Source organism: Alteromonas lipotrueae (assembly GCF_019249215.1).
Taxonomy (GTDB): domain Bacteria; phylum Pseudomonadota; class Gammaproteobacteria; order Enterobacterales; family Alteromonadaceae; genus Alteromonas; species Alteromonas lipotrueae.
Genome location: NZ_JAESDI010000009.1, coordinates 113,201 through 133,829 on the forward strand (window position 1 = coordinate 113,201; position 20,629 = coordinate 133,829).

Consider the following 20,629-nt stretch of genomic DNA (forward strand, 5'->3'; position numbering starts at 1 on the left):
TGAAACGGTTTGCGCGTTTATCAATGAAAAGCCCAGCTTCTAGCTGGGCTTTTTGTTTATTTTTTGTGGCGTGCTGCTAGTTTTTCTAGCTGCTCATCACTGGCCGGTAGTTGGTGGTTTTCTTTCCACTCGGAATACGGCATTTTGTACACGACTTCTCGAGCAGCATCGTAATCAATGTCTTCACCTTGCTCTGCAGCGGCAGACGAATACCACTTAGCAAGACAGTTGCGACAGAAATCAGCCAGAATCATTAGGTCGATGTTTTGTGCGTCTTTGTTCGCGTCTAAATGATCGACCAAACGTCGAAACACAGCCGCTTCAATTTCGGTTTGCGTTTGCTTTTCCATGTTGCTCCTTTCTTTAAAAACAAAAAAGGGAGCTAAGCTCCCTTTTCTAATTTTTCTTACATTTGTCTTCAATTTGCATCTGGCTATAACGTTAGGGCAAAACCTTCGCTATAGCTCATTAGCAAATAAAACCTTACTCTGCGTCGTCAGACTTAGGAGCAGGCTTTTCAAGTAACTCTTTAATGCTTAGACGTACACGGTTTTGACGGTCAATTTCCATCACTTTCACGTCAATCATCGCACCTTCAGTAAGGTAGTCAGTTACTTTGTTAACACGCTCGTGAGCGATTTGAGAAATATGTACAAGGCCTTCTTTACCTGGTAATACTTCAACAAACGCACCGAAATCTACGATACGGGTAATCTTACCGTGGTAAGTTTTGCCCACTTCGATTTCAGCGGTAACTTGCTCAATCTTGCTGATAGCAATATCGGCTTTCGCACGCTCAGTTGCGAAGATTTTGATAGTACCATCATCTTCGATTTCGATGTTGGTATCAGATTCTTCAGTAATTGAACGAATCATTGCGCCGCCTTTACCGATAACGTCGCGGATCTTGTCCTGATCGACTTTAACAGTGTAAATGCGTGGAGCAAATTCGCTAAGCTCTTCGCGATGACCGCCAATAGCTTCGTCCATTACGTTAAGAATATGCAAACGTGCTTCTTTTGCCTGTTTAAGGGCAATTTGCATGATTTCTTTAGTAATACCTTCAATTTTGATATCCATCTGCAATGCAGTGATACCACCGGTAGTACCGGCAACTTTGAAGTCCATGTCACCAAGGTGATCTTCATCACCAAGGATGTCTGAAAGTACAACGAAGTTTTCGTCGCTTTTCACTAGACCCATTGCAATACCAGCAACTGAAGCTTTAATTGGTACACCTGCATCCATAAGCGCAAGTGAAGTACCACATACAGAGGCCATTGAAGATGAACCATTTGATTCTGTAATTTCAGAAACGATACGTACTACGTACGGAAATTCTTCTTCGCTTGGCATTACTGCTTGAATACCGCGCTTCGCCAAACGACCGTGACCAATTTCACGACGCTTAGGAGAACCAATCATACCGGTTTCACCAACACAGTATGGAGGGAAGTTATAATGAAGCATGAAGCGGCTGTCACGACGGCCTTGAAGCTCGTCAATCATCTGCGCGTCACGTTCTGTACCTAGCGTAGCAGCAACGATTGCTTGAGTTTCACCACGAGTGAAAACAGCAGAACCGTGAGTACGTGGTAAAATGCCCGTTGCAACGTCTAGTGCACGAATCATCTTAGGATCACGACCGTCAATGCGAGGCTCGCCAGCAAGGATGCGTGAACGCACTACGTCAGACTCAAGATCATGAAGAAGGTTTGATACTTCTTTCTTATCTTGGGTCTCGTCTTCAGCAAGAATAGCATCACGTGCTTTTTCAGTTGCAGCAGTAACTGCGTCTTTACGCGCAAGCTTGTCAGAGATTTGGTAAGCAGCAACCATTTCAGCTTCAGCTAATGCTTTCACTTTATCTTTAAGAGTTGTGTTTTCTGCTTCTGGTTTCCAGTCCCACTTGTCGATACTAACGTTAGCAGCAAATTCTTTAACTGCTGTTACTACCGTTTGTAGTTGCTCGTGACCGAACATTACTGCACCAAGCATAACGTCTTCAGAAAGCACATCAGCTTCTGACTCAACCATTAATACTGCGCCTTCAGTACCAGCAACAACAAGATCTAAATCGCTGTCAGCTTGTTCTTCAACACGGGTATTTAGAATGTATTCGCCGTCAGTGTAACCAACGCGCGCTGCACCAATTGGACCATTAAATGGAATACCAGAAATGGCTAGTGCTGCTGAAGTACCAATCATAGAGATGATATCAGTTGGAATATCTGGGTTAGCAGACATTACCGTGATAACAACTTGTACTTCGTTTTTAAACCCTTCAGGGAATAATGGACGGATTGGACGGTCAATCAAACGCGCTGTAAGGGTTTCGCCTTCAGAAGGGCGACCTTCACGTTTGAAGAAACCACCAGGGATTTTACCCGCAGCATATGTTTTTTCTTGATAGTTTACTGTTAGTGGGAAGAAATCTTGATCTGCTTTCGCTTCTTTCTTACCTACAACGGTAACTAATACAGCGGTGTCATCCATACTTGCCATGACGGCTGCTGTGGCCTGACGAGCGATAACGCCCGTTTCTAGTGTTACAGTATGCTGTCCATACTGAAATGATTTAGTAATAGGAGTCACTATTTGTCCTTTAATTTCAATCTTATTTATCGCTTATAATCGCGGTGCATAGTATAGCGATGAACTAACGCTAATACCATTAACAAATTTTCTATTCGTAGAATTCGTTGCGGTTTGTGGCAATTTCGTCCACATCACGTATTCACTGTGATTAACCCACTACACAATGTAGTTCACATTGAACAAATAAGCGCACAAATACTCACCGCAACGTAAATATCACCATAACCAGATGAATTTTGTATTAATACGCTCAAATTGTATGTATTTTCATCATAATGACATAAAACCTCGTATGCTATAACTAAACCTACACGGTGCGCTAAGGGGAATGCAATGCTAGTACTCAGACTAAATAAAGCTGGCATGCCACAGGAATGGATCCATGTTGAGCAAGCTGCAAAACTCTATTGTCAGGAAAAGGTATTATTCGAATTAGGCAGTGATGCTGTTACGCTTAAAGGTGGCTGGGATCACCATGGCCATCAAAGTCAGTTAACGTTATCGAGTATTATTGCTTGCGATGGCAAAGTCACAGATTTAAGCGGAAAAATAGCGTTAACCAATCGGTATCTGTTTAGGCGTGATAATTACTTATGCCTTTACTGCGGCCAACGCTTCTCACCTAGCCTGTTAACCCGTGATCATATTATTCCACGCTCACGGGGTGGCAAAGATAGCTGGACTAATGTGGCAACGTCTTGTCAGCGCTGTAACCATGCTAAAGCGGCCAAAACCCCTGAGGAAGCGGGCATGCCTTTGCTTGCTGTACCCTTCAGGCCAAACGTTTATGAAAGGTTCTATTTAGTGAACCGACGAATATTGGCTGACCAAATGGAATTTTTAAAAGGCCACTTTACCGATAAGCGAGATTGGCACTTAAACGGTTTCCCCTAGCGATTGAGAGCTAGACGAAGTGTTTGGCGGACAGGCACTTTTTTCTAGCGCCTCAAACCACAGGCTTAGCCAATCTGAACACATTTTGTGTTCAAGTTCGTGTGCCTCTGCTGTCGGGCAAAACAAACTAACTTTCACGACTACCTTAGCCAGTTCATTGGTTTTAATTTCAACTTCAGGGTCAATTTGAATAAAGTCTTGTTCTAAGTGACGCTCAATAAGGCCTTTATACCGTTCTGCTACATCACGAAAGTATTCACAGTGCGCTTGTGCACTGGCCCTAAATGCTGGTAATAAGCTGTACGCATTTACCGTCGGCTCGTTCACAATATTAAAAGAGTGCAATTTATAACGACGTAAGAAGTTTAAATTACGCACTGTCTGAGTAACTAACTGACTATTAGGCACATATACGTGCTTACCGGTATAATTGAAGGTTTCAGGGTCAACTTCTAATAAGGCGGTTTTTGCCCAATCCATTTCTACCACTTCCCCGATGACGTTATTCATCTGGATCCAATCCCCTACCCTAAATGGCCGTGCGCCTAGGTAGTAAATGAAGCCCATAAAGCATTGAATAAATTCGCGGGTAGCTAACACAATAGCCACCATGAAAGCGGCAATTGAAATGGCAAGGTTCTGAATTTCAGATGACCACACCATCATCAGCAGCACAATAATGAATGCATTACCTAGCTGCTCTAAAATATTAATCTGGTTACGTCGATCTTCCCCTTTGCGCGAGCTCCGACGCTTAATAAGGCGAAGGGTACCCTTCTTGAAAAAGTGGAGTAATACCACTAAAAAGAGCGAGGCCAATAGCTTGTAATCCAACACAAATTGAACAAGGTTATGCCACATTTGTGTTGGGTCTATCGCTATTTCCATGTAGATGCTCCAGTTAACCGTTTGATAGAAAATAAAAAAAGCGCTGTAAATACAGCGCCTTTATTATGAAGCATGCTATTGATGGGCACAATGCCGACCAGTGGGATTATTCCCATTCAAAGGCCGGGATTTTATGCTTACGTTGAACGAAGCTATTTCGTGTTAGTTTGCTAGTCGCTTATTCGCGAATTTGACCAACACCATTCACTAGGTATTTTTCAGACGTTAGCGATTCTAATCCCATTGGCCCATAGGCATGAAGCTTAGTAGTCGCGATACCAATTTCAGCACCTAAACCAAGTTGGCTGCCATCAGAGAAACGTGAAGATGCGTTTACCATTACTACACTGGCGTCTACGGCACGCTGAAATTTCTTAGCGCTATCTTCGTTTTCTGTACAGATAACTTCAGTATGGTTACTACCAAAGTCAGCAATATGAGAAATGGCACCTGCGAAATCATCCACTACACGAATGGCAATTTCTAAACCTAAGTACTCTTCACCGTATGCATCTTCACTAATGACATCCGCGCCGTTGAAATACTGAGCGCCTTTTTCATTCACATGCACTGTCACCTTATGTTGCTCAAACGCTTCGGCAACGCGAGGTAAGAAGTCGCCCGCAATAGCTTGATGTACTACCAAACCTTCTAACGCATTACATACGCCAGTACGTTGCGTCTTACCATTTAACAAGATAGCCAACGCTTTATCTAAATCAGCGTCTTTATCGACATATAAATGACATACGCCTTTAAAATGCTGTATCACAGGCACTTTAGAGTGTTCGGTTACATAGTTAATTAATCCTTCGCCGCCACGTGGAATAATAACGTCAATGTAGTCACGTTGTTCCATTAGCTCTTGCATAAGCGCGCGATCTGGATTTGGTACTACAGTAACCAATGCTCTTGGTAAGTTATGCTTTTCAAGCACGTCTTGCATAAGCCCAGCGATGGCTAGACTGGTATCCAGTGCTTCTTTACCACCACGTAGAATAACGCCGTTACCCGATTTAAAACACAGTGCGCCAGCATCGGCTGTTACATTAGGGCGTGCTTCATAAATCATGCACACTACACCTAATGGAATACGCATCTTTTTAATTTCAATGCCGTTTGGTCGGGTGCCAATTACGCGCTCACGACCAACAGGATCGTCAAGGCTAATAATAACTTCAATGCCTTCTGCCATAGATTCTATGCGGGCATCATCCAAAATCAAACGGTCAATCATGGCATCGTCTAGGTTATTTTCCTTAGCACGCGCCACTTCTTTTTCGTTAACCGCTTTAATGGTGTCTTTATTTCCACGAATAGCCGCAGCCATATCCTTTAACACCGCATTTTTCTCAGCTTCATCTAAGATGGCAAGTGTTTGTGCCGCTTGTTTCGCTTGTTTTGCTAATTCTGTAATAATGCTCATTCTTTCTCCAAATTTGCTACATGCTGATCAGAAATAATAGGGCCAGTCTTATCTTCAAATTCACTGGCGAAGTCATCGTTTTCCTGATTCGCGATAAAATTCAGTAAACAGCTACTGTAGTTTGATTTCGCTTTAACAAGCTTAGTTCCATCAGCTTTGCGTACCAAAATGGTATCGCCCACTGAGAACTCGCCTTTTACATCAACTATCTCGCTGCTGGTAAGTTGTTCACTGTCGTTTTCCAATGAGGAATCAAAATCTCCCTCAACTATCACTTCGCCTTGCGCGTTCGACGTATGGCGCATCCAATGCACGTTTTCTAGCATAGGCTTATCGTAAGGACTAAAGTGCGTGCCTGGGTTTTTACCCGCAAGCAACATGTTAAATGACAGTTCGGTAAAGCCGTTAATAATATATGTATCTATACCATGCGAAACTGCTTTTTCAGCCGCTTCAATTTTTGTGCGCATACCACCGGTGCCAACACCGCCTTCTGCTGCACCACCAGCCATGGCATAAATACTGGCGTCTATGGTATCTACTTTCTTGAGCAACTCAGCATCGTCGTGATCATGAGGGTTTTTGTTATACAAACCGTCAATGTCAGAACAGATGATAAGTGCATCTGCGTCAGCTGCTGCTGCCACCATAGCGGATAAGTTATCGTTATCGCCTACTTTTAGTTTATCGGTCGTTACCGTATCGTTTTCATTTACGATAGGTAGAACGTTATGCTCTAACAAACTAAAAATGGTTTCACGAATACTAACGTAGCGCTCTCTATCACGCAGGTCAGCATGGGTTAACAACATTTGCGCCGATGGGAAGTCGAATAACCTGTCCCAGGTCGCAATCATTTCTGTCTGCCCTGCTGCAGCCATTGCCTTTTTCACAGCAATATTTGATTTTTCGTGATCCGGGAACAGATGTGCTCCAGCGGCGACTGAACCTGAAGACACTAACACTACCTGTGTTCCATTTGCCCGACAACGCACGATGAACTGGGCAATACTTAGCAAGTAGTGGCTGCTGCACCCTTGCTTGTTCGGCGAGATTAGTGCACTGCCTACTTTAATGACCACGCGTTTCCAATTGGGATGACTCATAATATTTCATTCACCTAAAGATTGTTGATCTGCTAATTGCTGGTTGGTTGCTCTAAATAAGCGCTGAACATTTTCAGACGGCGCAGCACCTGCACGCGATACCAACCAAAGGGTTGCGGTGCTTACCGCAAAGCCAGGAATAATTTCATAAATAACACTGCTTAACGTTTTACCGTCAGCCAACACGGGTGCGTATATCCAAAATAGGACAGTTACTGCACCACTAATAATGCCGGCTAATGCCGCATTCTGTGTTAAATCCTTTTTGTATAAGCTGAACAATACCAACGGGCCAAATGCGGCTCCAAAGCCAGCCCATGCATTACTCACTAACGAAAGAATAGAGTTCGACGAGTCCATCGCCAATAGCAATGCCACTATGGCAACGCCCGCTACACCAACTCTTCCGATGGTCACTGTCTCTTTTTCGCTGATGTCTTTTTTCGCTACAACTCGATAAATGTCTTCGGTTAACGAACTAGCCGATACCAATAACTGAGACGAAATAGTACTCATAATGGCAGCTAAAATAGCAGCCATTAAAAAGCCACTAATAAGCGGGTGAAATAGCAACTGAGAAAAAACGATGAAAATAGTCTCAGCGTCGTCCACGCTTAAATTGAATTGATTTGCATAGGCTATCCCTACAAAACCCGTTGCTAATGCTCCAAGTATAGTAACTAGCATCCAAGACATACCAATATTTCGTGCGGTGCTCACCGATTTAACATCGCGAATAGCCATAAACCTTACAATAATGTGAGGCTGACCAAAGTAGCCAAGGCCCCACCCAAGGCTTGAAAGCAAGCCCACAAGAGTGAGTGCACCCCATGACTCAGTAAAATTCGGTACTGATTCATACGCAGCAGCCGTCATTTGGTTTACACCATTAAACTCGGTAAAGGCCACAACCGGCACGAGAACAAGGGCAATAAACATGATGCAACCTTGCACAAAATCGGTAAGGCTAACCGCTAAGAATCCACCCAATAAGGTGTATGAAACGACAACGCCCAATGTGATAAACAGCCCAAGCTGATAATCAACTGAGAACGCGCTTTCAAAAAGCTTTCCGCCGGCTACAAGCCCTGCAGACGTATATAAAGTAAAAAATAAGACAATGATGACAGCTGAAACGATGCGTACGTTTGCTTTAGGGTTGTCGAAGCGCTTTGCGAAGAATTCCGGCACGGTTAAGGAATCATCTGCGACTTCGGTGTAAACACGAAGCTTAGGTGCAATCAATATATAATTTGCTAATGCCCCTGCGACAAGACCAATAGCAATATAAACTGCGTCGAACCCGGTTAAGAACATTGCCCCTGGCAATCCCATTAACATCCAACCTGACATATCAGAAGCACCTGCTGATAGTGCAGTAACTTGAGGGCTAACCTTCCTACCACCTAGAATGTAACCAGAAATATCACTAGTAGATTGACGATATGCAAAAAGACCTATACCCAACATCGCTAGAAAATAAATTGCCAGCGATATATAACTTTCAATTGGCATAATGTGAGATTGCTCTCCTATGTTAGTTAAAATTACATCATTCAGATGTTCGAAGGACATTGCATTCCATCGAAGTGCTATACAAGGTTTGAAGGCTTGAATAACACGCATCATTTGTTTCCGACTTTAGCCTTATGCCAAACTCAGAATCAAACATTTAAATTGAACAATAATGATTAGAGCTCTAATTATATAAGTATCACTGGTGTGATTTCAAGTTTAAATAGTAGTCAATTTGTTATGAAGCCTATTTGCTGCGTGAATATAACCAAAAAGGTTCCACATACATTACCTCTTTCAAAACTGCCTACAAGGCACTGATTTAAAGCAACTTTAATGCAACCATGCGGTTCCGTGAAACGCAATATTTTGTACTCTACGTCGTTCAACCAGTACACTATTAGCATCAATAGAAACATTTATTATTAAAAGTTAATCTAGTTGTCACTCAGATGAAATAATCGACAACAAAAGCTTTTCAGTGCTTAATTCTCGTTCAATAGGATCGCAAATTTCCTGATTAAACTGCTGGAGTGTCTTTAATAAATTTTCAAACGTATTTTTCTCATCAAACACAGAATATAATTTCGGGTGAATGTAATACTGTCTACAAACGGAAGGGGTATTTCCCAGCATTTTTGACACATGTGAACTCAACGAGTTAGGCCATTTACGGTTACGCCCTTCTCGCAAATACCTTTCAACGTCAGGGAAGCTTTGCAGTGCAAATCGACTGGCCGCCCAGGTTCGAAAATCTTTACAACTGAAGCTTTCACCCAAGTGCGCGTGAATAAAGTCATTCACGTCTTCACTATGAATATCACACCAAGAGCCATCAGATAATTGATACCTAAATAAGCTGTAACCTTGAAGCTGAGTACATTCACACACTAAGGATGCCAATAAAGGATCGTCGATAGTAATGGTGCGTCGCTTACTGTGTTTACCAGAATATTCAAGAGACACCTTTTCAAGCGTTGCTTCTTGAACATGTTTACGACGAAGCGTAGTTAAGCCATAGGTGTTATTTTCTTTACTGTACTGAGCATTGCCAATTCTTACGCCGGTGTAATCTAATAACAGGCACACCAAGGCTGACGCTCGCTCTATTGTCCACTGCTCGCCACTAACGAGTGCCCTGCAAAATTCTCTAAACTCAGGTACCTTCTGACCAAATAAAGTCAAACGTTTGAATTTTTCTACTTGTTGCTGTTTATGCCAATCAGGATGATAGAGGTATTGTTTTCGCCCTTTAGCATCTAGGCCAATCGCTTGAATACTTGCTTTAGGGTCGCGACTGATAGTGACACTTTTCCAGTTAGGAGGAATGGCGAGTGATTTGATTCTACGCAGCACACGTTGCCCTTCAACCTTACGACCGCTGGTGTAAAGATAATAGGCACCTTTACCACAAGCAATGCGCTTAATTGTAAGGTGTGGATGACGCATACTCCCATCAACGACTTGCCCTATGGTCACGTCAACTCCCTTCTAAAATAATGTGTACCGCAAACTTACATCAAGGCTGCTTAACAGTGTGGTAACTTAAAATCGCTATTTTGAATGCAAACGGAGATGCAAGTTACGTGCGTGTTGACGCACCAGCCAAAAGCCATGGCCCGTTGCGAGGCAATTGATTCGATTAAAAATTATTTTCTATTACATTCATTAGGTTATCGATGTAATTTTACATTGGGTTAATGATTTGGCGCCATCATATTAGTAAGCAGTAAGACAACCGCTGAAAGCTAAATTAACAGACTGAGACAAATTTTCATACTGTGAGTAAATATGTAACATAGCGAAAATGTTATCTATAGACCTAGGGTAAGTATTATCGACATAAAGTTAAGCCAACCTTATCAAAAAACCAATATTAACGATGAAATTCAACATCTTACATAAAAATAGAGCGCTTCGAAAGCATGTAAACTAAAGTTTAACCCGCCAGCGGAACGCATTTTGAATGGTTATCAATGAATATTTGTAAATTCGTTTAATAGTTATGAATTTACCCGCCTTTGGCAAAAACGTTGAAGGGTACCGCTTAGGTATAAATTGACTGGGTTTATCGGAGAAGTTATGCAAACTGCTAATCATGAAAATCTTCGCGCATCTCTAGCGCCAAATGACCAAATTCAAGTTGCTGCCATATTTGAAGACAAATTGATGGCAAAAAAAACCATTCAACAACTGGCAAATTCAACTGATATCAGTACTGACCAAGTGTCTTTCATCGACGGAAGCGATACTGAAATAAGTGAGAAGTTAGAACGAGAGAGCAGAAGCATAGGCAAAAATTTGTGGCACTCCCACTTAGTGCTTGGTGGTGTAGGCTTTCTTGTAGGCATGCTAGGAGCATTTCTTTTGGTTTCGTTCGGCCCTGAACTAACGAAGCAAAACCCACTATTTACTTACATCGCGTTAATAAGCCCAGGCATCTTTACTGGTTTATTTGTAGCAGGTTTAGTTGGCCTGCGCCCAGACCGTACAGAAATAGTGCAAGCTGTTAGGCATGCTATACGAAGAAATCATGTGGCTGTGGTTATTAACTTGAAAAAGAGCCAATCGGCGTCTGACATTGCATCGTTTTTACATTCGCGAAGCAAGAATGTGGTCGAAGCGGTACGCTAGTATCTCTTGAACCCAAATTAGCAGCTTACTCCCTTATAACGTAAGTTAAAGGGAGTTGCTAGACTTACTTAATCTTGCTCATCGTGAGCCGATAACTTTTTCGCCAGTAAAAAACACACCGGAAATACTACGCCCCATACAAGAGTCAAAATAAACAGCGTAATTAGCGGTGAGTATCCGAAGTTAACAGCCCCAAACTTCTGGCCACCAAAGTAACTTAACGGGGCGAAAACCGCACCGCCGATCATTGCTAGCCATGGCTTGTTAGCAAATACACTCAAACTGTGTTGTATTGAGCCCCCTAGTGCTGCCCATAGGCACACCAGCCAAATGGGTACTATCCAATGAGATGCACCACCGCTAAACCAAGCCCCACGCTCAAAGCTAAATACCCCTGTCAACATCAGTAGTGAGTCAACCACTGTACCTAGTAATAAAACTGCTATCATTATTTTACCATCTGACTTTCGCAATGGTGAGTAAACAAGCCACGCGATCAGTAAACCCAAAACCAAAAAAGTACTTTGGTATAAAACCACTAACCACCAAATGGTTTGAAACCATAGAAAGTTAACCAATTTGATAATGAAACTGTTCGACATTGAATTCGCCCGTTTATGAATGTGAATACTGCAGTTGAAAGTCAGATGGAACATTTACGGTACTGTTTGTCAGCCAGTTCACTTGTAAAGTTTTAATAAAACGTAATTTTTGATGTTTAATTTCATTCTACCTACATAGATGCATATTAGTAATAAACAAAAAAAGCGGAACCACTGTATAAGTTAATTAAATCTTTGAACAAAGGAAATGTGAACAGTATGAAGATGGTTAAATATTATGTACTCGGCGCAATCTTAGCACTAGTGCTAACCTGGTTTAGCCCAACACTATGGCTCTCTGTCATCTTTGCTTGGATCAGTTTTTCACTTATTGCAGTTAGTAGCGCCTACTTGCTTAACTATCCTGCATTGTTCAGAAAACGTGAAGATGGTTCAATCCCTATTTATATTCGGTGGGTATTCGTTCCATTTTTACTGGGAAGCTGGTTGTACAATGAGTATGCAAGGCGTACCGACAAGGTTCCTCCCTTCCAAAGAATAGATGACCAACTCTATTTAGGTTGTCGCATGTCTTCTCAACATGTGGATATGCTGAAAAACAACAATATTAACGCTATTTTAGACGTTACCGCCGAATTCGATGGCTTAGATTGGACAGCCTATCAATTGGATTTTGATTATTTAAACATTCCTGTTCTTGACCATACCAGCCCCACCCAAGAACAACTTACACTTGCAATTAACTGGTTAGATCAACAACTCGTTGAAGGTAAAAATGTCGTAGTGCATTGTGCACTTGGTCGAGGGCGTTCTGTACTAGTGCTAGCCGCCTACCTTTTAGCGAGAGAGCCCTCGTTATCAATTCTAGATGCGATGGACAAGATTCAATCGGTTCGAACGACAGCAAGGCTAAATAAACATCAGTTAGCAGCACTGGAAAAAATAAAGAATGGTGGAAGCTTGTCATTAACTAAGCGCCTTACCCTCATTGCCAACCCTGTTGCTGGCGGGGGTAAATGGGAAGTTGAAAAGGCCGACATTCTGGCAAGATTGAACGAAAAATTTAAAGTCACCGTTAAAGAAACAACAGAAGAAATAAACGGTGAAGCCTTGGCTAAAGAAGCCTTAGCCGATGGGGCACAAATTATTGTTGCCTGTGGTGGCGATGGTACCATTACTGAGGTGGCCAATGCCCTCACCGATAAGAATGTAACACTAGGGGTTATTCCCCTTGGTACGGCCAATGCCCTTTGTCAGGTACTTCATGGTTATGCTAGCAAAATTGTTCCCATCAGCACAGCGTGTGACGTCATTATTAACGGTAAAACTGCAGATATTGATACTGCCCAGTGTAATGGCAGAATGATGTTACTGGTTGCGGCTGTCGGGTTTGAAGAGCATATGATATCTGCCGCAGGACGAGGAGAAAAAGACTCTGGTGGACAATTTGCCTACCTTAAGGGGCTTTGGGAGGCCATTGGCAAAAACGAAAACCTTGGTCTTCAGGTAAAGTTTAATGATGAAGAAGCCCAGCACTTAGAAACACCAAGCTTAGTGATCGCCAATGCTGCGCCAATTACCACCGCACTCGCGCAAGGCGGAGACTTACCAGATGTGACTGATGGTAAATTAGATATCACGTGGCTAACCCCACAAGATTCATCTGACCGTCAATTACTCTCTTTGGCAGAGCTCGTCTTTGGTCCTGAAGATTACAAAACCAGTTCAGACAGTATCAGGCATAAACAGTCCCCATCGATATCCCTTTATTTTGACGAGGAAATATCTTACGCGGTTGATGGTGAGATATTCAGCGCAAGTGAAATCAGTATCACCACACACCCCGCGAGTCTCCGAGTATTAACGGGCATAGACCATGCGCAAAATAACAGTCAATTCACGACAGAAAAACGATAAGTAAAGATTACCGCAAACGCTATGTAAGAAATGCATTAATTAAGCGGCTGCTTATGTATTGAAACGATAATCAGCCGCTAAAAGCTTTACTTACAGTGACTTAGTGAACGCAATATAGTGGAACGCTTCTCGCATTGGTTAACGTGCTTTTTACGCCACATTTTAGTACAACTAGTTGAGGGATTACCGATGAAGATTTTCGAAGCGTTACGCCAAGATCATGAGAAACAAAGATTGTTACTTAAAATTCTCGCTGAGACCAGTGGAGACACGGCTGCACGCCGAGAGTATTACCAAGAGCTTAAAAATCAGCTCGAAAGTCATGCCATTGCGGAGGAGCGCCATTTTTATTCTCCCCTCCTTAAAAAGGATGACGCCGTAGAGTTAACCCGTCACGGTATTGCAGAACATCACGAAATTGATGAGCTAATCGAAAAACTGGATGAGACTAAAATGGACTCACCAGGATGGCTACGTCACTTGAAATCGCTTCAGGAAAAAGTTGAGCATCACCTTGCTGATGAAGAGCAAGAGTTTTTCCAGGTGGCTGGTCGACTTCTTAACGATTCTCAGAAGAATAAACTTGCCGATGCTTACCAAGAGGAAATGGCAAAAGAACTTGCGCCTCTTTAGGCTCAAGTGTTACTCAAATCATAACGATACGAAAAAGGCCAGTCATAGACTGGCCTTTCTTTTCATGCTTGGTTTTACTAAAAGTTAGTAAAATAAACTATCGTTTAGCGATAATGTACACGGCGTGGATAACACCAGGGAAGTAGCCTAACAACGTTAAAAGGATGTTTATCCAAAACTGAGCGCCAATACCAACTTGTAAGAACACACCTAAAGGAGGCAGTAAGATTGAAAGTATAATGCGAATAATGTCCATAATAATATCCTTGTTTTTGAAGTAATTTCACAGTTCACCCACTCTAACTGCGGTATTTTAAGTTTTTAAGCAGGCTTTGCTTTTATAATGCATATATACTGCCAACAATAAGGAATTTACTGGCACACGTCTATTCGCCTAAAGGTGAATTTTCTAACCATTCTTCTAGCGCATGCTTAGCCAATGGCCGGCTAATGAAGTAGCCCTGCGCAATATCACAGCCCCACTCTTTCAAAATATTTAGCGACATCTCGTCTTCTACACCTTCAGCTACCACTTTTAAGTCGAAGGCAGCAGCTAATCCCAGCACGGTATGCACGATTTGCTTATCGTTGTCGTCGGTCGCTAAAGACAAAATAAAGCTTTTATCAATTTTGATAGTATCGACAGGCAAATTTTTCAAATACGCGAGCGATGAGTAGCCAGTACCAAAGTCATCGATGGCAAAATGGAATCCCCTGCTCGTCAATGCGTTCAGGTTTTCAATGGCAAGTGAAGCATCGGCTACCAAATCACTTTCTGTGATTTCTAGCTCTAGGGCATCAGGCGAGAGAGCTGCATCGGTGAGTAAAGAAACCAGTTTATCGAGTAACGGCTTATTTTGAATATCTTGGGTTGATAGGTTCATGGCTACTGTAAAGCCATAGCCTTTTTGCCTAAAGTAGGACAAATCAGTAATCGTTTGCTGCATAACCCAAGTTGTGACTTGTTCGATTAGTGCAGCCTGCTCAGCGATGGTAATAAATTCATCTGGGGGTACGAAACCAAGCGTCGCGTTATTCCATCTTATCAGCGCTTCCATGCTGCATACTTTCATCGTACTGAGATCAATTTTGGGTTGATACACCATAGAAAGCTCACTTTGATTGCTAGAAAGCGCACGCTTAAGCTCGGTGGTAATGGTTAAACGCCTAACGTACTTAGCCTCAAGCTCGGGGCGATAATGAACACACCATGCATTAGAGTGAATAGCTTCATCGGTAACAATATTAACTTTACGAAATAGTTCTTCTGAGTTGGTGGCATCTTGAGGGCAAGACACCACTGCCATCGCCACTTTGACAGGGATAGAGATTAGGTTACTCTCGACGGGCTGCTCTAAAATATGTTTCAACGTTTCTAGTTGATTTTCATCTAACGCCGTATCGGAAATATAGAGAATTTCTCCCCCGGCTAAACGTGCAGATGTGCCAGGCCAGCGAAGTAAACGCGTAGCAAGTGCCTTGAGCGTGTTGTCTCCATTTGAATACCCATAAAGGTCGTTGGTCGTTCTAAAGCCAATAATCGTGATAGCAACAACCTGCAAATTTATATTCTCAGACATTTTTCCATCAAAATAACCTTCAACGTAATTTCGATTGAACAAACCTGTTAGCACATCATGTTGCGCTTGATACCGAATATGCTTTTCTCGGTGTTGAATGCTCTCTTGCATGCTATCCACTGCCGATGCGAGTTCACTTATTTCACGTAACTTTGATGGTTTGTCTAGTGTAGCGCCATATTCACCGCCAGCTACCCTATTGACTGCTTTGACAAGGTTAGAAACGGAACTGCTGACATTTCGAGCCAGTAGCATTGAGAACCCCAACGCCACCAAAACTGCAATTAGGGTTAACACTAAAATACTTAATTGGATGTCGGTAAACGCGTGGAAGGCGTCTGATACATCTACAGCTATAGTAATGCGTACAGGAAGCGCCGACATCGACACTAAGCTAACTTCACGACTTATGTAGGTATTTTTCTGCTTGAAAGTTACATCGACCCAAGATGGTGTGGGATCACCCGTTAAAACTGACTCTACTTGCGCAGGCGAAAGCGTTGACGCAATCGGCGTATTGTCACTAACATTGGTGATAATAATTTCAGCATCAACAAGATTTCTTAGTTCTTGTAGTAATGTTTCATCAAACTCCACACCGATGATCATGTAATAACGTAATGTCGGAATTTCTACTTTATAGAGATTTAACTGTATTAATGAGTCATCAATGAGGAAAAAACCGTTTTCGTAGCCTTTTGCAACAAGTGAAGTGCTGGCTTCTAAGGTTTCACCCGGTGTAAAAAGGGCACTGTGAGAAGCGACAATAGTGTGATCTAAATTCACTAATGCAATCACATCGGAATTAATTCGCGACGCGTAACTTTCTAACGCAGTTTGTATAGAGGGTAAATCTGAGGTCCCCACGGCTTGGCGAAAATCATAAGAACGAAGAAGTACGTTGGAGACGCTTTTAATGATAGCTTGGCGGTCTTCAATTAGCCTATGCAGCACCTTTTCGGTAACAGCAATATCTTGGCTGATATTTTGTTTAACCAAGTTGTTGGCTGACTTCCAAACCCCTGCAACAATGAGGAGTGAGGCTATAAAAATTCCGCCAAGAAGCGTTCTAAAAAGACTTTGTCGAAGTGATATTTGCAACCTACCGCTCCCAGCGCACCGTTTTATACATAATACGTACATTCACTTTTTCTAATTCAGCTAGTAGCATAGCCCAATTACCGCAAGACTAATAGTCGCGAGGTTGGCGTAATTGTTCATTTTATAAAAAAATTAGAAACACAAAAAAACCGGCTAAAAGCCGGTTTTTAAAGTTGGTGCGGAAAGCGGGACTTGAACCCGCACGAGCTATGCTCACCACCCCCTCAAGATGGCGTGTCTACCAATTCCACCACTTCCGCAAAAATCTTAGTTAGGTACGTCTGAATCGTCAGGCTTAGGTACGTCTTCCTCAGTAACTTCAGCCTGAGGAGCCTCAGCGTTGGGAGCCTCAGCGTTAGGAGCGTCACCCATTGGAATATCATTCGTGGTTGCTGCGTCTTTCGCAGGCGTATCCATAACAGGAACGTCCATATCAGCTGGCGCTTGAACCGGGGCTTCAACAGCCGCTGGTACTTCCAAATTATCCCACTCATCTACTGCACTTTCGCGGTTCGCTGTCATCGCGCCTAACGTAAGGCTGATAAAGAAAAACAAACCAGCGAGAATGGCTGTAGTGCGAGTCATGAAGTTACCAGAACCACCTGAACCAAATACTGTATTTGAGCCGCCGCTACCAAAAGAAGCGCCCATATCTGCACCTTTACCCTGTTGAATAAGAACAAAACCAATCAACAGCAATGCAACAATTAAATATGCTACCAGTAGCACTTCGTAAACCATAATTACCTCGTCAGTTTGCCGCTTGGCAAATTGAAATAAAATCTTCTGTCTTTAAGCTGGCGCCGCCAATGAGGCCACCATCTACGTCTTGTTGTGCAAACAATGTTTTAGCATTATCTGCTTTAACACTGCCGCCGTATAAAATTCGTAACCCTTGAGCAAGCTCTGCGTCTACTTTTGCAAAGTATCCACGAATAAATTCATGTACGTCTTGCGCTTGTTCAGGTGAAGCTGTCTTTCCAGTACCTATGGCCCAAACAGGCTCATAAGCAAGTACTGATTTAGAAAGCTCTTCAACAGATAAACCGTTAACTAATGCGTCAAGTTGTTCGCCAATGAAAGACTCAACCTGACCACTTTCTCTAATATCAAGTGACTCACCCACACAAATGATAGGGGTCAATCCACTTGCAATTGATTTCTTTGCTTTCTCGGCCACTAAGCTATTGCTTTCTCCGTGGTCGTCTCTTCTTTCTGAGTGCCCTACTATGGCGTACTTACAACCAAGTTCACTCAACATGTCAGCAGAAAGGTCACCTGTATGAGCGCCATTATCAAGATGACTGACATCTTGTCCACCCAACGCAAAGGCTTGAGTAGAAAATGCTGAAAGATATAGAGCAGGAGGACAAATAACTACATCAACATTATCAACCGCATTATTCTCAAATGCATCGTTGAACGTAGTGACCAGAGAACGATTACCGTTCATTTTCCAATTGCCCGCTACCAGCGGCTTTCTTTTATTGTTATTCACAATGCAGACCTTAGCCCTGTCTTAAAGCGGGCGTGATATTAACGATTTCAGTAAAAATATACAAGTATAAAACGCGAAATTTCCAGTTCTGCCAACTAATTGGCGACTTTACGAACAGTTTCAGCAATATGCTCTGCCCACTTGGAAGAATGCCCTTCGTTATCAGACTCTACCATAACGCGAATAAGGGGTTCAGTTCCGCTTTTACGTAATAAAACGCGGCCCTTCTTGCCCAATGAAGCTTCTGCTTCTTCTTTAGCACCTTGCACATCAGCATGCGCTAGATAATCTTGACTAGCATCTTGATAACGCACGTTGACTAAGCACTGAGGATACATATCAAAGCCATTACTTAAATCATGTAAATCTAAGTCTGAGCGCAACATTGCAGCGATAACTTGTAAGCCTGCAATAATGCCGTCGCCGGTAGAAGACGTTGCCAAATTCAGTATATGACCCGAGTTCTCGCCGCCAATTGCCCAGCCTTTTTGCTGAAGCATTTCCATTACATAGCGATCCCCTACTTTACTTCGTGCAAAAGGAACGCCTAGCTTGCTAAAGGCAATTTCTAACCCAAGGTTACTCATCAATGTACCTACAACACCGCCTTGCATGCGGCCATTTTTAAGTGCATCGCGGGCAATCATATATACAATTTGGTCGCCATCTATCACATTGCCTAAATGATCAACCATCATAATACGGTCGCCGTCACCGTCTAAGGCGAAACCAAGGTGAGCATTCGTTTCTTTTACCTTCTCCACTATCGCATCCATCGAAGTGGCGCCAACACCTTCATTGATATTTAAACCATTTGGCGCCGTACCAATTTCAATCACCGTAGCACCCAGCTCACGTAATACATTCGGCGCAATATGGTAAGTGGCACCATGGGCACAATCTACGACTATCTTTAATCCGGTGAGAGACAGATCTGAAGGGAAAGTACCTTTACAAAATTCAATATAGCGGCCTGCAGCATCGTTAATTCTGGTTGCTTTCCCTAGCTTATCAGAGGCAACGCATGTCATTGGTTTATCAAGCATATCTTCTATAGCTAGTTCAATATCATCGTCGAGTTTGAAACCGTCTGCCGAGAAGAACTTAATACCGTTATCATAATAAGGATTATGTGAAGCACTAATCACAATACCGGCTTCAGAGCGGAATGTTTTCGTTAAATAGGCAATTGCGGGCGTAGGCATGGGGCCTAGTAAACCGCTATCAATACCAGCAGCTGATAAGCCCGCTTCTAAAGAAGACTCTAGCATGTAGCCTGATATACGAGTATCTTTGCCAATTAGTACTTTATTGGTACCTCGCCCGGCAAGCACTTTTCCTGCTGCCCAACCAAGCTTAATTGCAAATTCGGGATTAATATTACTTTCGCCAACTTTACCGCGTATGCCATCAGTGCCGAAATATTTACGCTGCCCCATGAAGGTTCCTTATTCTATTGTTGTTAGCATATTAACAATGTTAACTGCGTCCGTTGTTTCCTGTACATCGTGAACGCGGATAATATGCGCACCTTGCTGTGCTGCAATTGTAGCGAGGGTAATACTTCCCGCCAAGCGTTCATCCACATTTCTATTTAACAAATTGCCAATCATAGATTTACGAGACATCCCTACCAACACCGGATAGCCTAGTGCGAGTATACTTGGAAGATGTTTAACCAATGCATAATTATGTTCAAGGGATTTCCCAAAGCCATAGCCAGGGTCGAACAAAATTTGGTCTTTTTTAATGCCAGCTTCAATGCAATCTGATGCTCTTGCTAATAAAAATTGTTTAACGTCAGCCACAACGTCTTTGTAATGAGGCTGCTGCTGCATATCTTTAGGCTGGCCTTGCATATGCATTAAACACACTGGCACATTCGCGTTTGCCGCGGCCTTCAGAGCGCCAGGTTCTTGCAAGGCTCTTACATCGTTAATGAGCCCTGCTCCAGCGCTAACCGCTTGCGTCATTACCTCAGCTTTACTGGTATCTACTGAAATAATGCAGTCTGTATTTGCGCGCAATGTTTCAATAACCGGAATAACACGGTCTAGCTCTTCTTCAAGAGAAACCGGCGCGGCGCCTGGTCGTGTCGACTCACCACCTACATCTATTAGCGTGGCACCTTGAGACAGCATTTTTTCAGCATGTCTTACCGCATTTTCTAAAAGCGCATGCTTGCCGCCATCAGAAAAGGAGTCCGGTGTGACATTCAAAATGCCCATAACCTGTGGGCGGGATAAGTCTAATTTGTGGGAGGAAAACTGCATTTA

Annotated in this window: 18 protein-coding genes and 1 tRNA gene; 4 read left to right on the forward strand and 15 right to left on the reverse strand. The window is 42.8% G+C overall.

Annotation, left to right across the window (positions count from 1 at the left end; translation table 11 throughout):
* Positions 1 to 56: 56 nt before the first annotated feature.
* Both JKP82_RS12355 and pnp read right to left on the reverse strand, forming a co-directional pair.
* Positions 57 to 350, reverse strand: coding sequence for a DUF1244 domain-containing protein (locus JKP82_RS12355; protein ID WP_159530689.1), 294 nt, complete (start codon positions 348 to 350; stop codon positions 57 to 59).
* Positions 351 to 483: 133 nt separating this feature from the next.
* Positions 484 to 2,595, reverse strand: coding sequence for a polyribonucleotide nucleotidyltransferase (gene pnp, locus JKP82_RS12360; RefSeq protein ID WP_013784342.1), 2,112 nt, complete (start codon positions 2,593 to 2,595; stop codon positions 484 to 486).
* Positions 2,596 to 2,931: 336 nt separating this feature from the next.
* On the opposite strand from pnp, the gene JKP82_RS12365 reads away from it, so the two are divergent.
* Positions 2,932 to 3,492, forward strand: a complete 561-nt coding sequence (locus JKP82_RS12365) for an HNH endonuclease (RefSeq protein WP_159530691.1) — start codon at positions 2,932 to 2,934, stop codon at positions 3,490 to 3,492.
* Here the strand turns inward: JKP82_RS12365 and JKP82_RS12370 are convergent.
* The 5 genes from JKP82_RS12370 to JKP82_RS12390 form a co-directional block, all read right to left on the reverse strand.
* The gene (locus JKP82_RS12370; protein ID WP_218397222.1) at positions 3,475 to 4,380 is read right to left on the reverse strand and encodes a mechanosensitive ion channel family protein; all 906 of its coding nucleotides are present in this window, start codon (positions 4,378 to 4,380) and stop codon (positions 3,475 to 3,477) included. The genes JKP82_RS12365 and JKP82_RS12370 overlap by 18 nt on opposite strands.
* 178 nt (positions 4,381 to 4,558) lie before the next feature.
* Positions 4,559 to 5,806, reverse strand: coding sequence for a glutamate-5-semialdehyde dehydrogenase (locus tag JKP82_RS12375; RefSeq protein ID WP_218397224.1), 1,248 nt, complete (start codon positions 5,804 to 5,806; stop codon positions 4,559 to 4,561).
* On the reverse strand, positions 5,803 to 6,912 hold the full coding sequence (gene proB, locus JKP82_RS12380) for a glutamate 5-kinase (RefSeq protein ID WP_129738012.1): 1,110 nt from the start codon (positions 6,910 to 6,912) through the stop codon (positions 5,803 to 5,805). The genes JKP82_RS12375 and proB overlap by 4 nt, the downstream gene beginning before the upstream one ends.
* 6 nt (positions 6,913 to 6,918) lie before the next feature.
* Positions 6,919 to 8,427 carry a sodium/proline symporter PutP gene (gene putP / locus JKP82_RS12385; RefSeq protein ID WP_218397330.1) on the reverse strand — a complete coding sequence of 503 codons (1,509 nt, stop codon included), beginning with the start codon at positions 8,425 to 8,427 and terminating at the stop codon, positions 6,919 to 6,921.
* Positions 8,428 to 8,871: 444 nt separating this feature from the next.
* Positions 8,872 to 9,906, reverse strand: a complete 1,035-nt coding sequence (locus JKP82_RS12390) for a DNA topoisomerase IB (RefSeq protein ID WP_309475336.1) — start codon at positions 9,904 to 9,906, stop codon at positions 8,872 to 8,874.
* 603 nt (positions 9,907 to 10,509) lie between these two features.
* Here JKP82_RS12390 and JKP82_RS12395 point away from each other — a divergent pair.
* Positions 10,510 to 11,061, forward strand: a complete 552-nt coding sequence (locus tag JKP82_RS12395) for a hypothetical protein (protein WP_159530697.1) — start codon at positions 10,510 to 10,512, stop codon at positions 11,059 to 11,061.
* 68 nt (positions 11,062 to 11,129) lie between these two features.
* Here JKP82_RS12395 and JKP82_RS12400 read toward each other — a convergent pair whose 3' ends face one another.
* On the reverse strand, positions 11,130 to 11,717 hold the full coding sequence (locus tag JKP82_RS12400; protein WP_309475337.1) for a DUF2878 domain-containing protein: 588 nt from the start codon (positions 11,715 to 11,717) through the stop codon (positions 11,130 to 11,132).
* 165 nt (positions 11,718 to 11,882) lie between these two features.
* On the opposite strand from JKP82_RS12400, the gene JKP82_RS12405 reads away from it, so the two are divergent.
* Positions 11,883 to 13,541 carry a diacylglycerol kinase family protein gene (locus tag JKP82_RS12405; protein WP_218397229.1) on the forward strand — a complete coding sequence of 553 codons (1,659 nt, stop codon included), beginning with the start codon at positions 11,883 to 11,885 and terminating at the stop codon, positions 13,539 to 13,541.
* Positions 13,542 to 13,730: 189 nt separating this feature from the next.
* Positions 13,731 to 14,174: a hemerythrin domain-containing protein gene (locus JKP82_RS12410; RefSeq protein ID WP_159530703.1), complete on the forward strand. Its 444-nt coding sequence runs from the start codon at positions 13,731 to 13,733 to the stop codon at positions 14,172 to 14,174.
* Positions 14,175 to 14,271: 97 nt separating this feature from the next.
* On the opposite strand, the gene JKP82_RS12415 is transcribed toward JKP82_RS12410, so the two are convergent.
* From JKP82_RS12415 to folP, 7 genes are all read right to left on the reverse strand, one after another.
* Complete coding sequence (locus tag JKP82_RS12415) at positions 14,272 to 14,430, reverse strand: YqaE/Pmp3 family membrane protein (protein ID WP_159530705.1); 159 nt, start codon at positions 14,428 to 14,430, stop codon at positions 14,272 to 14,274.
* A 130-nt stretch (positions 14,431 to 14,560) separates the two neighbouring features.
* Entirely contained in the window at positions 14,561 to 16,855 is a 2,295-nt protein-coding gene (locus JKP82_RS12420) for a bifunctional diguanylate cyclase/phosphodiesterase (protein ID WP_218397231.1), read from the reverse strand.
* Between the two features lie 174 nt (positions 16,856 to 17,029).
* A tRNA-Leu gene (locus JKP82_RS12425) sits at positions 17,030 to 17,115 on the reverse strand.
* Positions 17,116 to 17,122: 7 nt separating this feature from the next.
* The gene (gene secG, locus JKP82_RS12430) at positions 17,123 to 17,596 is read right to left on the reverse strand and encodes a preprotein translocase subunit SecG (protein WP_218397233.1); all 474 of its coding nucleotides are present in this window, start codon (positions 17,594 to 17,596) and stop codon (positions 17,123 to 17,125) included.
* Positions 17,597 to 17,606: 10 nt separating this feature from the next.
* Positions 17,607 to 18,353 carry a triose-phosphate isomerase gene (tpiA, locus tag JKP82_RS12435; protein WP_159530711.1) on the reverse strand — a complete coding sequence of 249 codons (747 nt, stop codon included), beginning with the start codon at positions 18,351 to 18,353 and terminating at the stop codon, positions 17,607 to 17,609.
* Positions 18,354 to 18,448: 95 nt separating this feature from the next.
* Entirely contained in the window at positions 18,449 to 19,792 is a 1,344-nt protein-coding gene (gene glmM, locus JKP82_RS12440; RefSeq protein WP_159530713.1) for a phosphoglucosamine mutase, read from the reverse strand.
* Positions 19,793 to 19,801: 9 nt separating this feature from the next.
* Positions 19,802 to 20,626, reverse strand: coding sequence for a dihydropteroate synthase (folP, locus tag JKP82_RS12445; RefSeq protein WP_159530715.1), 825 nt, complete (start codon positions 20,624 to 20,626; stop codon positions 19,802 to 19,804).
* Positions 20,627 to 20,629 lie beyond the last annotated feature (3 nt).